At 38.1% G+C, this 17209-nt stretch carries 18 protein-coding genes and 7 pseudogenes; all 25 read left to right on the plus strand.

Going from position 1 to position 17209, the window contains the following annotated elements; all coding sequences use genetic code 11:
• Positions 1–230: 230 nt before the first annotated feature.
• Positions 231–491: pseudogene (locus C1G57_RS08750) on the plus strand (topoisomerase DNA-binding C4 zinc finger domain-containing protein); the annotation flags it as partial.
• Positions 492–532: 41 nt separating this feature from the next.
• Positions 533–907 (plus strand): TnpV protein, encoded by a 375-nt coding sequence (locus C1G57_RS08755; protein ID WP_001140406.1) that lies wholly within the window; start codon positions 533–535, stop codon positions 905–907.
• Between the two features lie 366 nt (positions 908–1273).
• On the plus strand, positions 1274–3193 hold the full coding sequence (gene tet(O), locus C1G57_RS08760) for a tetracycline resistance ribosomal protection protein Tet(O) (protein WP_014636291.1): 1920 nt from the start codon (positions 1274–1276) through the stop codon (positions 3191–3193).
• A 29-nt stretch (positions 3194–3222) separates the two neighbouring features.
• Positions 3223–4101, plus strand: coding sequence for a nucleotidyltransferase domain-containing protein (locus tag C1G57_RS08765; protein ID WP_027974273.1), 879 nt, complete (start codon positions 3223–3225; stop codon positions 4099–4101).
• Positions 4082–4816, plus strand: coding sequence for a class I SAM-dependent methyltransferase (locus C1G57_RS08770; protein ID WP_000662263.1), 735 nt, complete (start codon positions 4082–4084; stop codon positions 4814–4816). The genes C1G57_RS08765 and C1G57_RS08770 overlap by 20 nt, the downstream gene beginning before the upstream one ends.
• Before the next feature lie 32 nt (positions 4817–4848).
• Positions 4849–5757: an aminoglycoside nucleotidyltransferase ANT(6)-Ia gene (locus C1G57_RS08775; protein ID WP_001255866.1), complete on the plus strand. Its 909-nt coding sequence runs from the start codon at positions 4849–4851 to the stop codon at positions 5755–5757.
• A complete protein-coding gene (gene sat4 / locus C1G57_RS08780) occupies positions 5754–6296 on the plus strand; it encodes a streptothricin N-acetyltransferase Sat4 (RefSeq protein ID WP_000627290.1) in 543 nt (180 codons plus the stop codon). Before C1G57_RS08775 ends, sat4 begins: the two co-directional genes overlap by 4 nt.
• Positions 6297–6388: 92 nt before the next feature.
• The gene (gene aph(3')-IIIa, locus C1G57_RS08785) at positions 6389–7183 is read left to right on the plus strand and encodes an aminoglycoside O-phosphotransferase APH(3')-IIIa (protein WP_001096887.1); all 795 of its coding nucleotides are present in this window, start codon (positions 6389–6391) and stop codon (positions 7181–7183) included.
• A gap of 275 nt (positions 7184–7458) precedes the next feature.
• Positions 7459–7590: pseudogene (locus C1G57_RS11415) on the plus strand (HTH domain-containing protein); the annotation flags it as partial.
• Between the two features lie 75 nt (positions 7591–7665).
• Positions 7666–8411 (plus strand): annotated as a pseudogene (locus C1G57_RS11420) (helix-turn-helix transcriptional regulator).
• 128 nt (positions 8412–8539) lie between these two features.
• On the plus strand, positions 8540–9667 hold the full coding sequence (locus tag C1G57_RS11535; RefSeq protein ID WP_269088240.1) for a dihydrofolate reductase family protein: 1128 nt from the start codon (positions 8540–8542) through the stop codon (positions 9665–9667).
• A gap of 288 nt (positions 9668–9955) precedes the next feature.
• Positions 9956–10039: pseudogene (locus C1G57_RS11610) on the plus strand (MLS leader peptide); the annotation flags it as partial.
• A 63-nt stretch (positions 10040–10102) separates the two neighbouring features.
• Positions 10103–10171, plus strand: coding sequence for a 23S rRNA methyltransferase attenuator leader peptide ErmL (locus C1G57_RS08820; protein WP_011100846.1), 69 nt, complete (start codon positions 10103–10105; stop codon positions 10169–10171).
• Positions 10172–10247: 76 nt separating this feature from the next.
• Positions 10248–10388: pseudogene (locus C1G57_RS08825) on the plus strand (zeta toxin family protein); the annotation flags it as partial.
• Positions 10389–10533: 145 nt separating this feature from the next.
• Positions 10534–10881, plus strand: a pseudogene (locus tag C1G57_RS08835) (DUF4368 domain-containing protein); the annotation flags it as partial.
• Positions 10848–11807, plus strand: a pseudogene (locus C1G57_RS08840) (hypothetical protein); the annotation flags it as partial. The pseudogenes C1G57_RS08835 and C1G57_RS08840, both read left to right, overlap by 34 nt.
• A gap of 70 nt (positions 11808–11877) precedes the next feature.
• Entirely contained in the window at positions 11878–12177 is a 300-nt protein-coding gene (locus C1G57_RS08845; protein WP_014636295.1) for a DUF5962 family protein, read from the plus strand.
• 13 nt (positions 12178–12190) lie between these two features.
• The gene (locus C1G57_RS08850; RefSeq protein ID WP_000893083.1) at positions 12191–12481 is read left to right on the plus strand and encodes a DUF5966 family protein; all 291 of its coding nucleotides are present in this window, start codon (positions 12191–12193) and stop codon (positions 12479–12481) included.
• 94 nt (positions 12482–12575) lie between these two features.
• On the plus strand, positions 12576–13214 hold the full coding sequence (locus C1G57_RS08855; protein WP_014636296.1) for a hypothetical protein: 639 nt from the start codon (positions 12576–12578) through the stop codon (positions 13212–13214).
• Between the two features lie 39 nt (positions 13215–13253).
• Positions 13254–14330 (plus strand): toprim domain-containing protein, encoded by a 1077-nt coding sequence (locus C1G57_RS08860; RefSeq protein WP_105114589.1) that lies wholly within the window; start codon positions 13254–13256, stop codon positions 14328–14330.
• A 53-nt stretch (positions 14331–14383) separates the two neighbouring features.
• On the plus strand, positions 14384–14611 hold the full coding sequence (locus C1G57_RS08865) for a DUF5965 family protein (RefSeq protein ID WP_105114590.1): 228 nt from the start codon (positions 14384–14386) through the stop codon (positions 14609–14611).
• A complete protein-coding gene (locus tag C1G57_RS08870) occupies positions 14608–14997 on the plus strand; it encodes a DUF5945 family protein (RefSeq protein WP_044675506.1) in 390 nt (129 codons plus the stop codon). Before C1G57_RS08865 ends, C1G57_RS08870 begins: the two co-directional genes overlap by 4 nt.
• A gap of 49 nt (positions 14998–15046) precedes the next feature.
• Positions 15047–15343 (plus strand): hypothetical protein, encoded by a 297-nt coding sequence (locus C1G57_RS08875; protein WP_161941140.1) that lies wholly within the window; start codon positions 15047–15049, stop codon positions 15341–15343.
• A gap of 177 nt (positions 15344–15520) precedes the next feature.
• Positions 15521–16588, plus strand: a complete 1068-nt coding sequence (locus tag C1G57_RS08880) for an Abi family protein (RefSeq protein WP_105114592.1) — start codon at positions 15521–15523, stop codon at positions 16586–16588.
• 53 nt (positions 16589–16641) lie between these two features.
• On the plus strand, positions 16642–16884 hold the full coding sequence (locus C1G57_RS08885) for a hypothetical protein (RefSeq protein WP_105114593.1): 243 nt from the start codon (positions 16642–16644) through the stop codon (positions 16882–16884).
• Positions 16885–17209 lie beyond the last annotated feature (325 nt).

The following is a 17209-nucleotide window of genomic DNA, read 5'->3' on the forward strand; positions in this document are numbered from 1 at the left end:
TACTTATGAGCAAGTATTGTCTATTTTTAATAGTTATCTATTATTTAACGGGAGGAAATAATTCTATGAGTCGCTTTTTTAAATTTGGAAAGTTACACGTTACTAAAGGGAATGGAGATAAATTATTAGATATACTACTGACAGCTTCCAAGAAGCTAAAGAGGTCCCTAGCGCCTACGGGGAATTTGTATCGATAAGGGGTACAAATTCCCACTAAGCGCTCGGGACCCCTTGTAGGAAAATGTCCTAAGTGTGGCAACAATATTGTATTAAAAAAATCGTTTTATGGTTGTTCAAATTATCCTGAATGTAAGTTTACTTTAGCTGAACATTTTAGAAAGAAAAAACTAACCAAAACGAATGTAAAAGAATTACTGGAGGGAAAAGAAACCCTGGTAAAAGGAATCAAAAACAAAGAGAAAAAGCCCTACAATGCCGTTGTAAAAATTGGGGAAAAGGGATATATTGATTTTATCTCTTTTTCAAAATAAACATAAAAGCCCTTTAAAGAGGGCTTTTGAGGTAACAGACAATGGCAAAGACAATTTTTGAGGAAATGGGCGGCAAATACGAAAGGCAAGGCGATTATTTAATACCGTGCTTAACTGTACCCGCCGAAGAAGAACAGCCGATAGGCATCTGGGGACAGCGGCATTTGGATTATCTGAAGCATCACTGCAAAGTTACATACACCAATCTTCTTACAAGCGGCAGACTTAACGCTTACCTTGCCGACATTGACAGACAGGCACAGGAACGCTTTGAAAGGCTCATAGAGGGTATGAAACAGGCACAGGGCATAACGGAACAGCTAAAGGCAGAAAACGCCTTAGAATGGACAGGATGCCTCAATAACATAAGGGCTTGTGCGAGGGAGATTGTGGAAAAGGAAATTATTTTTGCATAAACAGATGATTAGTGGCAGGGGGAAATCCTGCCGCTTTTTCTGCTTTAGTTTGTCAGCTTGACAAATAAAGGGTTAAGGAATATAATTAGATTCAGTATTATACAAGGAGTTGATAAATATGCGGCAAGGTATTCTTAAATAAACTGTCAATTTGATAGTGGGAACAAAAAGTAGCAGTCCCGTTTCACTTTTAATATGGGGCTTAGTTTTTTGTACCCAGTTTAAGAATACTTTTATCATGTAATTTTATATGCCCGAAAACATATAAGTGTTTTGGGGCTATTGGAGTTATTTACCCAGTGATAGGAGTATTTATCACTGGGTATTTTTATGCCCTTTTTTGGGTGTTGATAGGAGGAAAATCACATGAAAATAATTAACTTAGGCATTCTGGCTCACGTTGACGCAGGAAAGACAACATTAACGGAGAGTTTATTGTATACCAGTGGTGCAATTGCAGAACCAGGGAGCGTAGATAAAGGCACAACAAGGACAGATACAATGAATTTGGAGCGTCAAAGGGGAATCACTATCCAGACAGCAGTGACATCTTTTCAGTGGGAGGATGTAAAAGTCAACATTATAGATACGCCAGGCCATATGGATTTTTTGGCGGAAGTATACCGTTCTTTATCCGTATTAGACGGAGCAGTATTATTAGTTTCTGCAAAGGATGGCATACAGGCACAGACCCGTATACTGTTTCATGCACTACAGACAATGAAGATTCCGACAATTTTTTTCATCAATAAAATTGACCAAGAGGGGATTGATTTGCCAATGGTATATCAAGAAATGAAAGCAAAGCTTTCTTCGGAAATTATAGTGAAGCAAAAGGTTGGGCAGCATCCCCATATAAATGTAACGGACAATGACGATATGGAACAGTGGGATGCGGTAATTATGGGAAACGATGAACTATTAGAGAAATATATGTCAGGGAAACCGTTTAAAATGTCAGAACTGGAACAGGAAGAAAACAGGAGATTCCAAAACGGAACGTTATTTCCCGTTTATCACGGAAGTGCTAAAAACAATCTGGGGATTCGGCAGCTTATAGAAGTGATTGCCAGTAAGTTTTATTCATCAACGCCTGAAGGTCAATCTGAACTATGCGGGCAGGTTTTTAAGATTGAATATTCAGAGAAAAGGCGGCGTTTTGTTTATGTGCGTATATATAGCGGAACATTGCATTTGAGGGATGTTATTAAAATATCTGAAAAAGAGAAAATAAAAATCACAGAGATGTGTGTTCCGACAAACGGTGAATTATATTCATCCGATACAGCCTGCTCTGGTGATATTGTAATTTTACCAAATGATGTTTTGCAGCTAAACAGTATTTTGGGGAACGAAATGCTGTTGCCGCAGAGAAAATTTATTGAAAATCCTCTCCCTATGCTCCAAACAACGATTGCAGTAAAGAAATCTGAACAGCGGGAAATATTGCTTGGGGCACTTACAGAAATTTCAGATGGCGACCCTCTTTTAAAATATTATGTGGATACTACAACGCATGAGATTATACTTTCTTTTTTGGGGAATGTGCAGATGGAAGTCATTTGTGCCATCCTTGAGGAAAAATACCATGTGGAGGCAGAAATAAAAGAGCCTACTGTTATATATATGGAAAGACCGCTTAGAAAAGCAGAATATACCATCCACATAGAAGTCCCGCCAAATCCTTTCTGGGCTTCTGTCGGGTTGTCCATAGAGCCGCTCCCTATTGGAAGCGGAGTGCAGTATGAAAGCAGAGTTTCACTTGGATATTTAAACCAATCGTTCCAAAATGCGGTTATGGAGGGGGTTCTTTATGGCTGCGAGCAGGGGCTGTATGGATGGAAAGTGACAGACTGTAAAATCTGTTTTGAATATGGATTGTATTATAGTCCTGTAAGTACCCCCGCAGACTTTCGGCTGCTTTCCCCTATCGTATTGGAGCAGGCTTTAAAAAAAGCAGGGACAGAACTATTAGAGCCATATCTCCACTTTGAAATTTATGCACCGCAGGAATATCTCTCACGGGCGTATCATGATGCTCCAAGGTATTGTGCAGATATTGTAAGTACTCAGATAAAGAATGACGAGGTCATTCTGAAAGGAGAAATCCCTGCTAGATGTATTCAAGAATACAGGAACGATTTAACTTATTTCACAAATGGGCAGGGAGTCTGCTTGACAGAGTTAAAAGGATACCAGCCAGCTATTGGTAAATTTATTTGCCAACCCCGCCGCCCGAATAGCCGTATAGATAAGGTTCGGCATATGTTCCACAAGTTAGCTTAACAGCTTGCAAAAGTCATATAAAATGAGATTTGAAAGGATTAGAGACTAATATTATTAAATCAGTAGCAGAGAAATTATCCTCTCTGTCTTATATAGAAGGTATTGTTTTAGGTGGTTCACGTGCAAGGGGCACCCATACAGAGGATTCGGATATAGATATCGGCATCTATTACAATTCAGAATCATTTGACATAAATACTATTAATCAATTCGCTACAAAGCTGGATGATGAGCATAGAAATAACCTTGTTGTACCTCCCGGAGCATGGGGTGATTGGATTAATGGCGGCGGATGGTTAGTCATAAACGGGTATCATGTGGATTTAATTTTACGTGATATTAAACGTGTGGAACAAATAATGAAAGATACAGAGCACGGAATTGTTACTGCCAATTATCAGACTGGGCATCCCCATGGTTATATTAGTGCAATGTATCGAGGAGAATTAGCGATTAGCAAAATACTATATGCTAAGAATGAAAGCTTATGCGAATTAAAAAAACAGGCAGAAACTTATCCCAATGCTTTGCAGAAAAGTTTAGTTAACTTTTTTATGTTTGAAGCAGGGTTCTCTTTAATGTTTGTAAAAGCAAATTCGGGAACAGACGATAAATATTATATTGCGGGTCATGTTTTTCGTATAGTTTCATGTTTAAATCAAGTGTTATTTGCATGTAATAATGCTTATTGTATCAACGAAAAGAAAGCTATAAAACTGCTTGAAACTTTTGAACATAAACCTGAAAAATATACCGAGAAGGTAAATCATATTTTTGAAGTACTCGGTATCTCACTTTTTGAATGCTACGACATGACCGAGAAGCTTTATAATGAAGTGAATGAAATTGTATCGGAGATAAATAACTTTTTAAACGAGGAGAGTTCAGATGAAAGAAAACAAATATGATGATAATATATTTTTTCAAAAATACAGTCAAATGAGTCGCTCGCAGAAAGGACTGGCTGGTGCGGGAGAATGGGAGACTTTGAAAAAGATGCTACCTGATTTTAAGGGTAAGCGTGTGCTTGATTTAGGATGCGGCTATGGATGGCACTGTATATATGCGATGGAAAACGGTGCTTCCTCTGTAGTAGGTGTTGATATTTCTCATAAAATGCTCGAAGTAGCAAAAGGAAAAACCCATTTTCCACAGATTGAATATGAATGCTGTGCCATAGAAGATGTGGATTTCCCAGAGGAGAGCTTTGATGTAATACTAAGTTCGCTTGCGTTTCATTATGTAGCAGACTATGAGAATTTAATAAAAAAGATATATAGGATGCTGAAGGCTGGTGGCAATTTAGTTTTTACAGTTGAACATCCTGTTTTTACTGCTCATGGAACACAAGACTGGTATTATAACGAAAAAGGAGAAATACTGCATTTCCCGGTGGACAATTATTATTATGAGGGCAAACGGACAGCTATGTTTTTGGAAGAAAAGGTTACAAAATATCATAGAACACTGACCACATATCTAAATACACTGCTTTCAAATAGTTTTATAATAAATCAGATTGTGGAGCCACAGCCGCCAGAGAACATGATGGATATTCCGGGGATGGCGGATGAAATGCGACGCCCAATGATGCTGATTGTATCGGCAAAAAAGAAGATGTAATAATATAGAAAAAATAAACGAGGAGTATGTAAATGAGATCAGAAAAAGAAATGATGGATTTAGTACTTTCTTTAGCAGAACAGGATGAACGTATTCGAATTGTGACCCTTGAGGGGTCACGCGCAAATATTAATATACCTAAAGATGAATTTCAGGATTATGATATTACATATTTTGTAAGTGATATAGAACCGTTTATATCTAATGATGACTGGCTTAATCAATTTGGGAATATAATAATGATGCAAAAGCCGGAGGATATGGAATTATTCCCACCTGAAGAAAAGGGATTTTCCTATCTTATGCTATTTGATGATTACAATAAAATTGATCTTACCTTATTGCCCTTGGAAGAGTTAGATAATTACCTAAAGGGCGATAAATTAATAAAGGTTCTAATTGATAAAGATTGTAGAATTAAAAGGGACATAGTTCCGACTGATATAGATTATCATGTAAGAAAGCCAAGCGCAAGGGAGTATGATGATTGCTGCAATGAATTTTGGAATGTAACACCTTATGTTATTAAAGGATTGTGCCGTAAGGAAATTTTATTTGCTATTGATCATTTTAATCAGATTGTTCGCCATGAGCTGCTGAGAATGATATCATGGAAGGTCGGCATCGAAACAGGCTTTAAATTAAGTGTAGGCAAGAACTATAAGTTTATTGAAAGGTATATATCCGAGGATTTGTGGGAGAAACTTTTGTCCACCTACCGGATGGATTCCTATGAAAACATATGGGAAGCATTATTTCTATGCCATCAATTGTTCAGGGCGGTATCCGGTGAGGTGGCGGAAAGGCTTCATTATGCCTATCCGGAGTATGATAGGAATATAACAAAATATACCAGGGACATGTATAAAAAATACACTGGTAAAACCGGCTGCCTGGATAGCACATATGCCGCTGATATAGAAGAGAGGCGGGAACAGTGATTACAGAAATGAAAGCAGGGCACCTGAAAGATATCGATAAACCCAGCGAACCATTTGAGGTGATAGGTAAGATTATACCGAGGTATGAAAACGAGAATTGGACCTTTACAGAATTACTCTATGAAGCGCCATATTTAAAAAGCTACCAAGACGAAGAGGATGAAGAGGATGAGGAGGCAGATTGCCTTGAATATATTGACAATACTGATAAGATAATATATCTTTACTACCAAGACGATAAATGCGTCGGAAAAGTTAAACTGCGAAAAAATTGGAACCGGTACGCTTATATAGAAGATATCGCCGTATGTAAGGATTTCAGGGGGCAAGGCATAGGCAGCGCGCTTATCAATATATCTATAGAATGGGCAAAGCATAAAAACTTGCATGGACTAATGCTTGAAACCCAGGACAATAACCTTATAGCTTGTAAATTCTATCATAATTGTGGTTTCAAAATCGGCTCCGTCGATACTATGTTATACGCCAACTTTGAAAACAACTTTGAAAAAGCTGTTTTCTGGTATTTAAGGTTTTAGAATGCAAGGAACAGTGAATTGGAGTTCGTCTTGTTATAATTAGCTTCTTGGGGTATCTTTAAATACTGTAGAAAAGAGGAAGGAAATAATAAATGGCTAAAATGAGAATATCACCGGAATTGAAAAAACTGATCGAAAAATACCGCTGCGTAAAAGATACGGAAGGAATGTCTCCTGCTAAGGTATATAAGCTGGTGGGAGAAAATGAAAACCTATATTTAAAAATGACGGACAGCCGGTATAAAGGGACCACCTATGATGTGGAACGGGAAAAGGACATGATGCTATGGCTGGAAGGAAAGCTGCCTGTTCCAAAGGTCCTGCACTTTGAACGGCATGATGGCTGGAGCAATCTGCTCATGAGTGAGGCCGATGGCGTCCTTTGCTCGGAAGAGTATGAAGATGAACAAAGCCCTGAAAAGATTATCGAGCTGTATGCGGAGTGCATCAGGCTCTTTCACTCCATCGACATATCGGATTGTCCCTATACGAATAGCTTAGACAGCCGCTTAGCCGAATTGGATTACTTACTGAATAACGATCTGGCCGATGTGGATTGCGAAAACTGGGAAGAAGACACTCCATTTAAAGATCCGCGCGAGCTGTATGATTTTTTAAAGACGGAAAAGCCCGAAGAGGAACTTGTCTTTTCCCACGGCGACCTGGGAGACAGCAACATCTTTGTGAAAGATGGCAAAGTAAGTGGCTTTATTGATCTTGGGAGAAGCGGCAGGGCGGACAAGTGGTATGACATTGCCTTCTGCGTCCGGTCGATCAGGGAGGATATCGGGGAAGAACAGTATGTCGAGCTATTTTTTGACTTACTGGGGATCAAGCCTGATTGGGAGAAAATAAAATATTATATTTTACTGGATGAATTGTTTTAGTACCTAGATTTAGATGTCTAAAAAGCTTTAACTACAAGCTTTTTAGACATCTAATCTTTTCTGAAGTACATCCGCAACTGTCCATACTCTGATGTTTTATATCTTTTCTAAAAGTTCGCTAGATAGAGTTCTATATTAGAGATGTAAAGAGTTTTGGTGAAGAGGTTTGTGAGTATGGCTTTTATAACCAGGGTGCAATGAGAAGCACTAACAGCAGCTAGCTTAAGAACGCATAGGATATACTTTTTATGGAAGTCACAGAGGAGGAATAAAATTTGAACAGGATTAACAGAGTAACCTCTATTCTTATTCAGCTGCAATCAAAAAAAATAATTCCTGCCAAAGAAATTGCACAGCGATTTAATATAAGCTTAAGGACAGTTTACAGAGATATCCGGACACTTGAAGAAGCCGGAATACCAATTGGATCTGAGGCCGGAAAAGGATATTTTCTTGTAGAGGGCTTCCTACTTCCGCCGGTAATGTTTACAGCGGCGGAAGTGGGTGCATTGATTACAGCAGGGAAATTTTTAAATTGCCATGGAGATGAATCATTTATAAAGGATTTTGATTCAGCTATGTATAAAATCAAATCTATTTTGAAGCATGGTGAAAAAAACTATGCACAGGAGTTGGAGAACAGTATTAACGTGTACAGCACATCTGGACAGAAAAATACATTGGCGGATAACGTTATTGCAGCAATTCAGACTGCAATCTGCAATAAAAGGGTAATATCAATTCAATATCCTGCATCAGGAGGGCAAGAACCGGAAAGCAGAATGATAGAGCCTATATCACTGGGGTTTTATGAACAGAACTGGTACTTAATCGGTTTTGCAGGCTAAGAAATGAATATAGGAATTTTCGTGTGGATCGGATTAAAAGCATTTGCATAGAAGAAGAGCTCTGTCAAAGCCATGATGGCTCTTTGGAACAAATATTAAAACAAATGCTTTCATATAAAAAACTATATAATGTAATTCTTAGAGCTGAAAAAGGGGAGACATACAATTCTATCAAGAACAGGTATTCTCTCGGCTTCCTTGAAGAAACCGATTTGGGAAGTAAAATGGAAATCGAATTCCAGACAGATTCCTTTGAGATATTGAGCAAGCAGCTGATTGAATATGGATCAGGCATTGAAATAGTCCAACCTGATGAATTAAAATGCATAACCCGTAAACACCTGGCACAAATTACGAATCACTGCCTAAACTTGATTTAGAGAAAGCGATTGGTCTGTTATGTATTTTTTGTAAGGTTTCATATCCCCTGCTGACATACAGCTGTCAGTGTATTATGATATTCTACTATCAAAAAGGAGGATTGAAAAATATGAAACCAAAGATAATTATGCACACACAAATTAGCCTTGATGGCCGCATTAAAGGCTTTGATAATCCGGAAGTTTACTACCAGGTTGCCGGGGGAATTCATTCGGATGCGGTGCTGTTTGGGTCCAATACTGTTTTTACTGCATTTGAAAAATATCCTGCTGAAACAGAGGCTGATTTTGAGAAAATCATAACAAGCCCGGAGGACCCCAGACCAATAGGAGTCATACCTGACAGCAGAGGTATCTTGAGAAGTCTTCATTGCTTAAGAAATCTTGGATATCTGAAGGAAATTGTCATTCTGGTATCAACTGCCACTCCGAAGGAATATTTGAATTATTTGGAGGAAAGGCATTACCCATATATTGTGTCAGGAAATGATCATGTGGACTATGAAAAAGCCTTTCAGATCCTGCATGAGCAATATGGGTGTAAATACATGCGGACAGACAGTGGCGGTGGATTAACCAACAAATTATTAGAAAACGGACTTATTGATGAAATCAGTCTTGTGATATCACCATGTTTTGTAGGTAATAAAGAAAAACAACTATTTGATCCAGTTGATCCAGTTTATCCAGTTGATCCAGTTGATCCAGTCGATCCAGTTGATCCAACAGAGCCAACGGAACCAACAGAGCCAACGGAACCAACAGAGCCAACGGAACCAACAGAGCCAACGGAACCAACGGAACCAACAGAGCCAACGGAACCAACAGAGCCAACGGAACCAACAGAGCCAACGGAACCAACGGAACCAACGGAACCAACAGAGCCAAAGGAACCAACAGAGCCAACGGAACCAACGGAGCCAACGGAACCAAGCAAGCCGACAGAGCCAACAGAACCAAGTAAACCAGTAGACACAAACCCAATCGAAAACCCAGTTAATACAGATACAGGCGTTGTGATTGTTGCAGTTGAAGATAGTAAACCAATCATTCAATTAGCAGACGGAACAACAAAAAAAGTTGAAGCTAAAGAAATTGGCGCAGATGTTCAAAAAGACGGAACAGTAACGGTTAAAGGTTCAGACGGAAAAATGAAAGTTTTACCAAAAACAGGAGAAACAGAAAATATTGCATTGTCTGTCCTAGGTTCATTAATGGTATTAGGATCAGCATTCATTTTTAAAAAGAGAATCTAATTAAGGGGTCCCGAGCGCCTACGAGGAATTTGTATCGATAAGAAATAGATTTAAAAATTTCGCTGTTATTTTGTACATTTAACTTGACGGTGACATCTCTCTATTGTGAGTTATTAGTGGTACAGTTTTCAACCGTTTTAATCATAAAAAAGTAGTGCATTTTTAAATTGGCACAAACAGGTAACGGTTATTGCAGGTGTATTTCTTATCTATGGGTTTAACATGGATTTTATCATTAAAATCATGAGTATTGTCCGAGAGTGATTGGTCTTGCGTATGGTTAACCCTAAAGTTATGGAAATAAGACTTAGAAGCAAACTTAAGAGTGTGTTGATAGTGCATTATCTTAAAATTTTGTATAATAGGAATTGAAGTTAAATTAGATGCTAAAAATTTGTAATTAAGAAGGAGGGATTCGTCATGTTGGTATTCTAAATGCGTAATGTAGATAAAACATCTACTGTTTTGAAACAGACTAAAAACAGTGATTACGCAGATAAATAAATACGTTAGATTAATTCCTACCAGTGACTAATCTTATGACTTTTTAAACAGATAACTAAAATTACAAACAAATCGTTTAGCGGTTGAATCGCCAACCGCTTTTTTACTTGGTGGGCAACCAGGATCAGGTAAAACTAGTTTGCGATCGGCAATTTCCGAAGAGACACAAGGAAATGTTGTTATCATTGATAATGATACGTTCAAACAACAGCACCCTAGAAGCACGTTCGCCAATGTCAACAAGAGAAATAACTTTAACAGTTGACTTTATAGAAAAAAAGTATCAGGTGATATTATCGCTTTTGGTGATTGGTACGATTTGGATATAGAATCAGTAAATGAAATATTAAAGCAATTAAAAAAACGCACTCATAGACAAGATACTTGTTTCGGAACGTGAGAAACTTGCGGACGGGACAGTAAGGCAGGAAATCAAGATTTACTATAAATTCATCGGCTTTGTCGGTGAATTACATATCACACCCACAAAGCGGTGGACGGCGTTAAAGCCTAAAAATTGTACGGTGTGCGGTGTTGAATACGTCCCCAGCTCTGGAATATCAAAGTATTGTCCCGCTTGTGCTAAGAGGATACAGAGGGAGAAATCAAACGAGAGCAAACGCAGGAGTAGGGAGAGGAACCGAAGGGCATGTATTGAACTGTCCGCAAAAAATGACCGACTGATATTGTCCAGCGAAATGGACGACTGATTCGACAAGGGAATATGCACCAGGAGGTGGATATTTATCACTATATCACTAAAGGGAGCTTTGACAATTACCTCTGGCAGACACAGGAGAATAAGCTCAAATATATCACTCAGATTATGACCTCAAAAGACCCTGTGCGGTCGGCAGAAGACATTGATGAACAAACCATGACAGCTTCTGACTTTAAGGCTTTAGCCACTGGAAACCCCTATCTCAAACTCAAAATGGAATTGGAAAATGAACTGACAGTTTTAGAAAATCAAAAACGAGCTTTTAATCGCTCAAAAGATGAATACCGCCACACAGTTTCCTATTGCGAGAAGCACATCCCTACTATGGAAAAACGGTTGAGTCAATACGATAAAGATATTGCCCAATCTTTGGCAACAAAGGCGCAAGATTTTGTCATGCGATTTGACAATCAAGCAATGGATAATCGTGCTGAAGCTGGGGACTATCTGCGAAAACTCATTACCTATAACCGCTCAGAAACTAAGGAAGTTCGGACTCTGGCCAACTTTAGAGGATTTGATTTGAAAATGACTACACGAGGTGCTAGTGAGCCCATGCCAGAGACTGTCTCTTTAATGATTGTAGGAGATAACCAGTATACTGTCGCCCTTGATTTGAAATCAGACGTGGGAACCATTCAACGGATTAGCAATGCCATTGACCATATTATAGATGACCAAGAAAAGACGCACGAGCTGGTAAAGGATTTAAAAGATAAGCTACGAGTAGCCAAAGTAGAAGTTGAAAAAGCCTTTCCAAAGGAAGAGGACTATCAGCTTGTAAAGGCTAAGTATGATGTTTTAGCTCCCTTGGTTGAAAAAGAAGCAGAGATTGAGGAGATAGATGCAGCTTTGGCCAAGTTTAGTGAAGATACAACACCCCAAAAGAAGCAACAAATAGCACTTGAGATATAAGAAAAAAGGCTGACAAATAATTTTGAACGCGGTAAAATGAAGTTAAGAAATCACATAAGGAGAATAGATCATGGGCCAAACAGTAGAAGAAATGCGTTATCAACTAGAAGAATGGTTGTCACAAGGCTTTACGAGTTCAGAAGATAGGGCAAACTACCAAACTTTAAAGGAACAGTATGAAGATGAGACCTTTGATTACAGTTTTTCAAGGCGTGAAATTACTGGACAGCTGGAAATCATCATCACAAGTCGTGAGAATGATTTTCCAAGCTTAGATAAGGTGACGAAGGCAGAATACCTTGATTTGGTTGCCCAACTTGATGATTTAGACAAGAGACAGGCTGACTATTATCGCAAGCAATTAGCCTAGAAAGAGGTGTAAGATGTTGGAGCAAATTCTACAAAGCCTTTTGATTATCGCAGCAATAGGACTGATGTTGTTTGTCCTTTATCGGATTGTGAAAGTTTCAGGTGCTTTATTTCTTATCGGACTCATCAGTGGATTAGTCTTTATTGAAATATATGGAATTTACCTATTCTTCACAGAAAGACACCTATATTCAGAAGATTTAGCAGCTAATGGCATATGGAGTTTCACTGGATTTTATATTGCATTGAATTTATTTCTTGCTATTAGCTTAAGTATGAGGTGGTGGAGAAATAGAATCGTTTAACATGGGGATTACCTACTGGTAGTCCTTTTTCTTGTGATAAAATCTCCAAGCTAATCTTGATATGATGAAGCTATCACTAATAGAGGAGTAAGCCATGTTAAATAAAGTGAAAGCTCGATTTCTGATTGGATTAGGAGGTTTAATCGCAGTCAGTTTTATGGTCATGATTGGCTACACGATTGGCTCACAAACCATTTCAAAGCAAACAGAGAACCAAATACGAGCAGAAGCCAATAAACTTGTGTCAAAGAAAAAGCAGGAGGAAAGAGCGACAGTCCTATCAGATGAGCTTGTCAATGAATTTCTCACTCAATATTTCACCAAGGTCCAGCTGGGTGAAAATAACGCTCGTATCAAACCCTACATGACGGACTCGGCATTTTCAGAAGAGGAAGCAAATCAGAATAAAGCGATCAATCAAGTTTATAAAGACTATATGCTTGACTACCGATTTGAATCAGCCAGTATCTATGTCAATACAGAAAGTAATGTTGCACTTGCGGAAGTTACCTATCAAGTGACCTATGTATCTGATTTGAGTGAGCAACAACAGCGAACCTCTCAAACAGAAACCAAGACGGTTATGTTATCCTACTCCAAAGTTTCCGACAAGCTCCTGGTTAATCAGTTGACCATTTGGAATGGAAAACTAGAGGACATGAAAGAAGCCACAGATGGTGCAAATTCCAGCATACCAACGATCCAAGGAACTACGACAAGCGAGAACAACTAGCAGGAGACAGTCTTCTGCTTTTTTTGATAGGGAGACAAAATGACACGAATTAAAGCAGTAAAACAAAAGGCCATTTTAGATGTGGCTGAAAGTCTGGGTTATTCCTTCAGACGTTTATCAGGACACATTTATGAACACCCAGACCATGATTCCTTTCGGATTTTTGCCGATACCAATACTTTCAAATGGTTTTCAAGAGATATACAAGGGGATGTAATTGACTTTGTTCAATTAGTAGCAGGCGTTACTTTCAAAGAGGCTGTATCTTATCTTGAAACTGGAGATTTTGAACAAGCTAAGTTGATAGAAGAAACTTATCAACCATTTCAATACTATTTGCATGAAGAACCCTTTCAGCAAGCACGTACTTACTTGCAAGTCGTCCGTGGCCTAAGTGATCAGACTATTAATACCTTTGGCAGACAAGGATTGCTTGCTCACGCTACTTATCAATCGGAGCCCGTATTAGTGTTAAAAAGCTATGACCACAACGGGACCTTACAGGCCGCAAGCCTTCAAGGTCTCGTCAAAAATGAAGAAAAACACGATCGAGGTTATCTCAAAAAAATCATGAAAGGATCTCATGGCTATGTCGGTATTAGTTTCGATATTGGGAATCCCAAGCGACTCATTTTTTATGAATCAGTTATCGATATGATGAGTTATTATCAACTTCACCAAAAGCAGATATCAGATGTTCGCCTGGTGTCAATGGAAGGATTAAAACTTTCAGTGATTGCTTATCAGACCTTGCGTCTAGCAACAGAGGAACAGGGGAAATTGGCCTTTCTAGATACAGTAAAACCAAGTAGACTTAGCCATTATCTTCAGGCAATACAAGAGACGACAACCTTTTTTCAAACTCATTCAAACGTCATAACAATGGCTGTTGATAACGATGATGCAGGAAGAGAATTTTGTCAGAAACTGTCAGATAAAGGACTTCCGATTTCTCAAGATTTACCACCATTGCAAAGACTTGAAACAAAGTCAGATTGGAATGATATTGTGAAACAGCAGAGTGAACTATCCTTAAGTGATTATTTCCAAACAGCCCAAGCACAAGTCAATAAGTATCATCCTCCACCTAAATGGGGGCATGCTTTAGAATTGTGATAACAAAATCAAGTCCGCTATCATAATCTAGAATGTGACAAGGAGGACACCTTATGAGTGTGATTGAACGTCTGGCTGAAAAAGTAGCTAGACAAGAAGAAAAAGTCTCACGTGAGACGGAGAAATTGGAAAACTATCGAGACCAACTACAAACAGCTATGTACAGTACCTTTATCAAACGGCAACAATCTAGTCAGTTGTCATTTCATGAAGCACTAGAGCAAGCCTTTGGTAAAGAAACCGCACTACACCCAAATTACAGAAATGAGGATATAGAATGAGTAAAACATGGAATTTTGATCAGCCACTAGACGATGTGAGACCAACATCGTCCCATGAAGAACGAGCTAAAATCGCAGCACTCTTCCATAGACAGGATGAAAAACCAATTGAAGAAGTAGATTATGTGGCCGCTTTTGAACAGCAACAAAAGGAGTCAGAATCTAAAGATAAGCAAACGCCTGAATCAAAAGTTAAACAAAGTCAGCCGAAGAAAGAAAATATCACAAGTGACTACAAACAGCACTTGGCAGATACCATTGCACAAAACAACAAGGATATTTCCGCCTGTCAGAAGCAAATTGAAGAACTTCATCAATTGATTGATGAAAAGAAAATCCAAAATAAAAAGTTGCAGGCTATTTCAGTAGCCATTGATGATTTATAAGTCAGGTAGTCCTATGCGGGCTACCTTTTTACAATTGAAGGAGATGATAATGAAATTTTTTCAAAAGAAAAAACAGAACCAGGATCAATTTAAACGACTGATTCATCGACTATCTGAGATGTCAGATATTGAACTAACCAAAGTATTACAACTCCTAGATGTGGTCTTTGATTCTAGTTTCAAGTCTAGTGAGAGAGTGGAAATATCTAGGGACATTATAACCGATGAGGAACAAAGTCTTGATAAGTCAATTCAAGAAGCGAAAAATAAACTTAACACGGAACAATTCGAAAAAAATATTGAGAGATTTAGACAAGGTAGGCGAGAGAGCAATAATAACAAATAACAGACCAATTATTTTGGCCTGTTTTTTGAAATATGTGTTATAGTTGAATCAAACGAAGTAAAAATATTTCTTGCTTAGTAGGAGGTGTTGTGGTATAATTTAGTTAGATTAGAAGTCATCGAAGGTACAGCAATGTATAACTAGGTGGCCTTTTTTCATATTGCGGAGAGATATTTTATGCCTAATAATGTATTTGAATTAATAAATTTTAAGGACTATTTGCCGTTAGATTTAGATATTACTGATAAAACTAGGTTGGTTTATAGACCAGTATTAGCACCAACTCAATTAAAATGTTCTCTTGAGCCGGCTTTAACTGAAGAACAGTTATATGCCCATATGAAAGAAAACTCTAACTGGTCTTTCAAATACAATGGGAATGATGATTTTTATAAACAGGATTGTATTGACTTTTTAAGAGATATAGACTTCCAATCATTCTCTCAATATGGGAAGTTGGTGGACAGAAAATACAAAGAAGCAAAAAGAGTTTACTTATTTGATAGCTACTTTAGAAATTTTCTTCAAGAGATATTGGAGCGTATCGAAGTTTTTTTGAAGAAGAGTACAGCTGATGCTCTGACGATTGGATACAATAAAACTTCTTATATTTTTGAAGATGATGCTCTCTATTATTCAGAACAATCTAAATACCGAAAAGAAAATCTTAAGAGGCAGGATATTGTTTTGAAAACAAAATATCATTTGTCACGATTGATTTTGGAAAAACAAGATGATGCCACAATCAAGAATCAGATTAACCAATATGGGGTCGTGTTACCTTGGACCGTTTTTCGTTTAATGACATTTGGAAATATAGCGTCCTTCCTCGTTGCCCTACAACCAGAATATCGAAATAAGGTTGCTGCCTATATTAGTCTTCCCTTGGACAAGGATGATAACATTCCAGCTAAAATCTTATTGTCTTGGTGTAACGCTCTTCGTTATCTTAGGAATATTTGCTCACACAATGGCAGATTATATGGTCGCTTACACCATACACTGCCAGTTTTTCATCATTCTGACAGAGAGTTGCTAGTGACAGACTCAGAGAATGATAGCAAGACACTATTTATCTATTTTATAGCAATGAGACATCTTATCTTGTCAATGTCCATAGAAACTAAGAATTTTTGGAATAAAAAATTACAAAAGCTTCTGGAAGAAAGTAATCAAGAACAAGTGGATTTGAGACACTATGGTTTTCCAAAAAATTGGATGGATTTATTGGCGATAAAGATATGATAAGTGCTTAGATGGACACGGACTAAAAAATAGATTAGAACGGAGGTAAAGTATTGAATATTATTTCAATCAAAGAATTTGTCGAATTGACTATCAATAATAATCCAGACATCAATCCCAAAGAGCTTGAAGAAACCTTGCGTGCAGTACTTGAAGAAAAAGAAGGAGGGGCAAGGTGTATGAATTGTGGATCTCCTATTTGGGTAGCAGGGAGTGCACTGGTAGGGAGCTACATGTGCTTCACGTGTCTAACAGGTGAAGCCGATGGTAGTGATGATTTTGAAGTTTTAGGTTAAGCTATTTCATTTCAGAAATTTTTCGAGAGCCAAATGGCTCTTTTTCTTTTCCTGTGATAATTTTTTCAGCTCTCTCTTGTTACACTCTATCTAGTTTTAGAAAATCAACCCTTGACTTTTTCTTGGGGGTTTGGGGGCGAAGCCACCACATTTTCTAATCGTCGGCTGACCAACCTGTAAGGTTTGGGGTCAGCTGACGATTAGATTTTGGGTTATTGTGGACACAATAACTGAGCTCGCAAAAGCCGAAAAAGGAAACTTTGAGGCTTTTAGGAAGTTCCCGTATCAGATACGGTATCGGTGCTAACCCGATAGAGGGAAATGT

Source organism: Streptococcus suis (assembly GCF_002960425.1).
Classification (GTDB): Bacteria; Bacillota; Bacilli; order Lactobacillales; family Streptococcaceae; genus Streptococcus; species Streptococcus suis_S.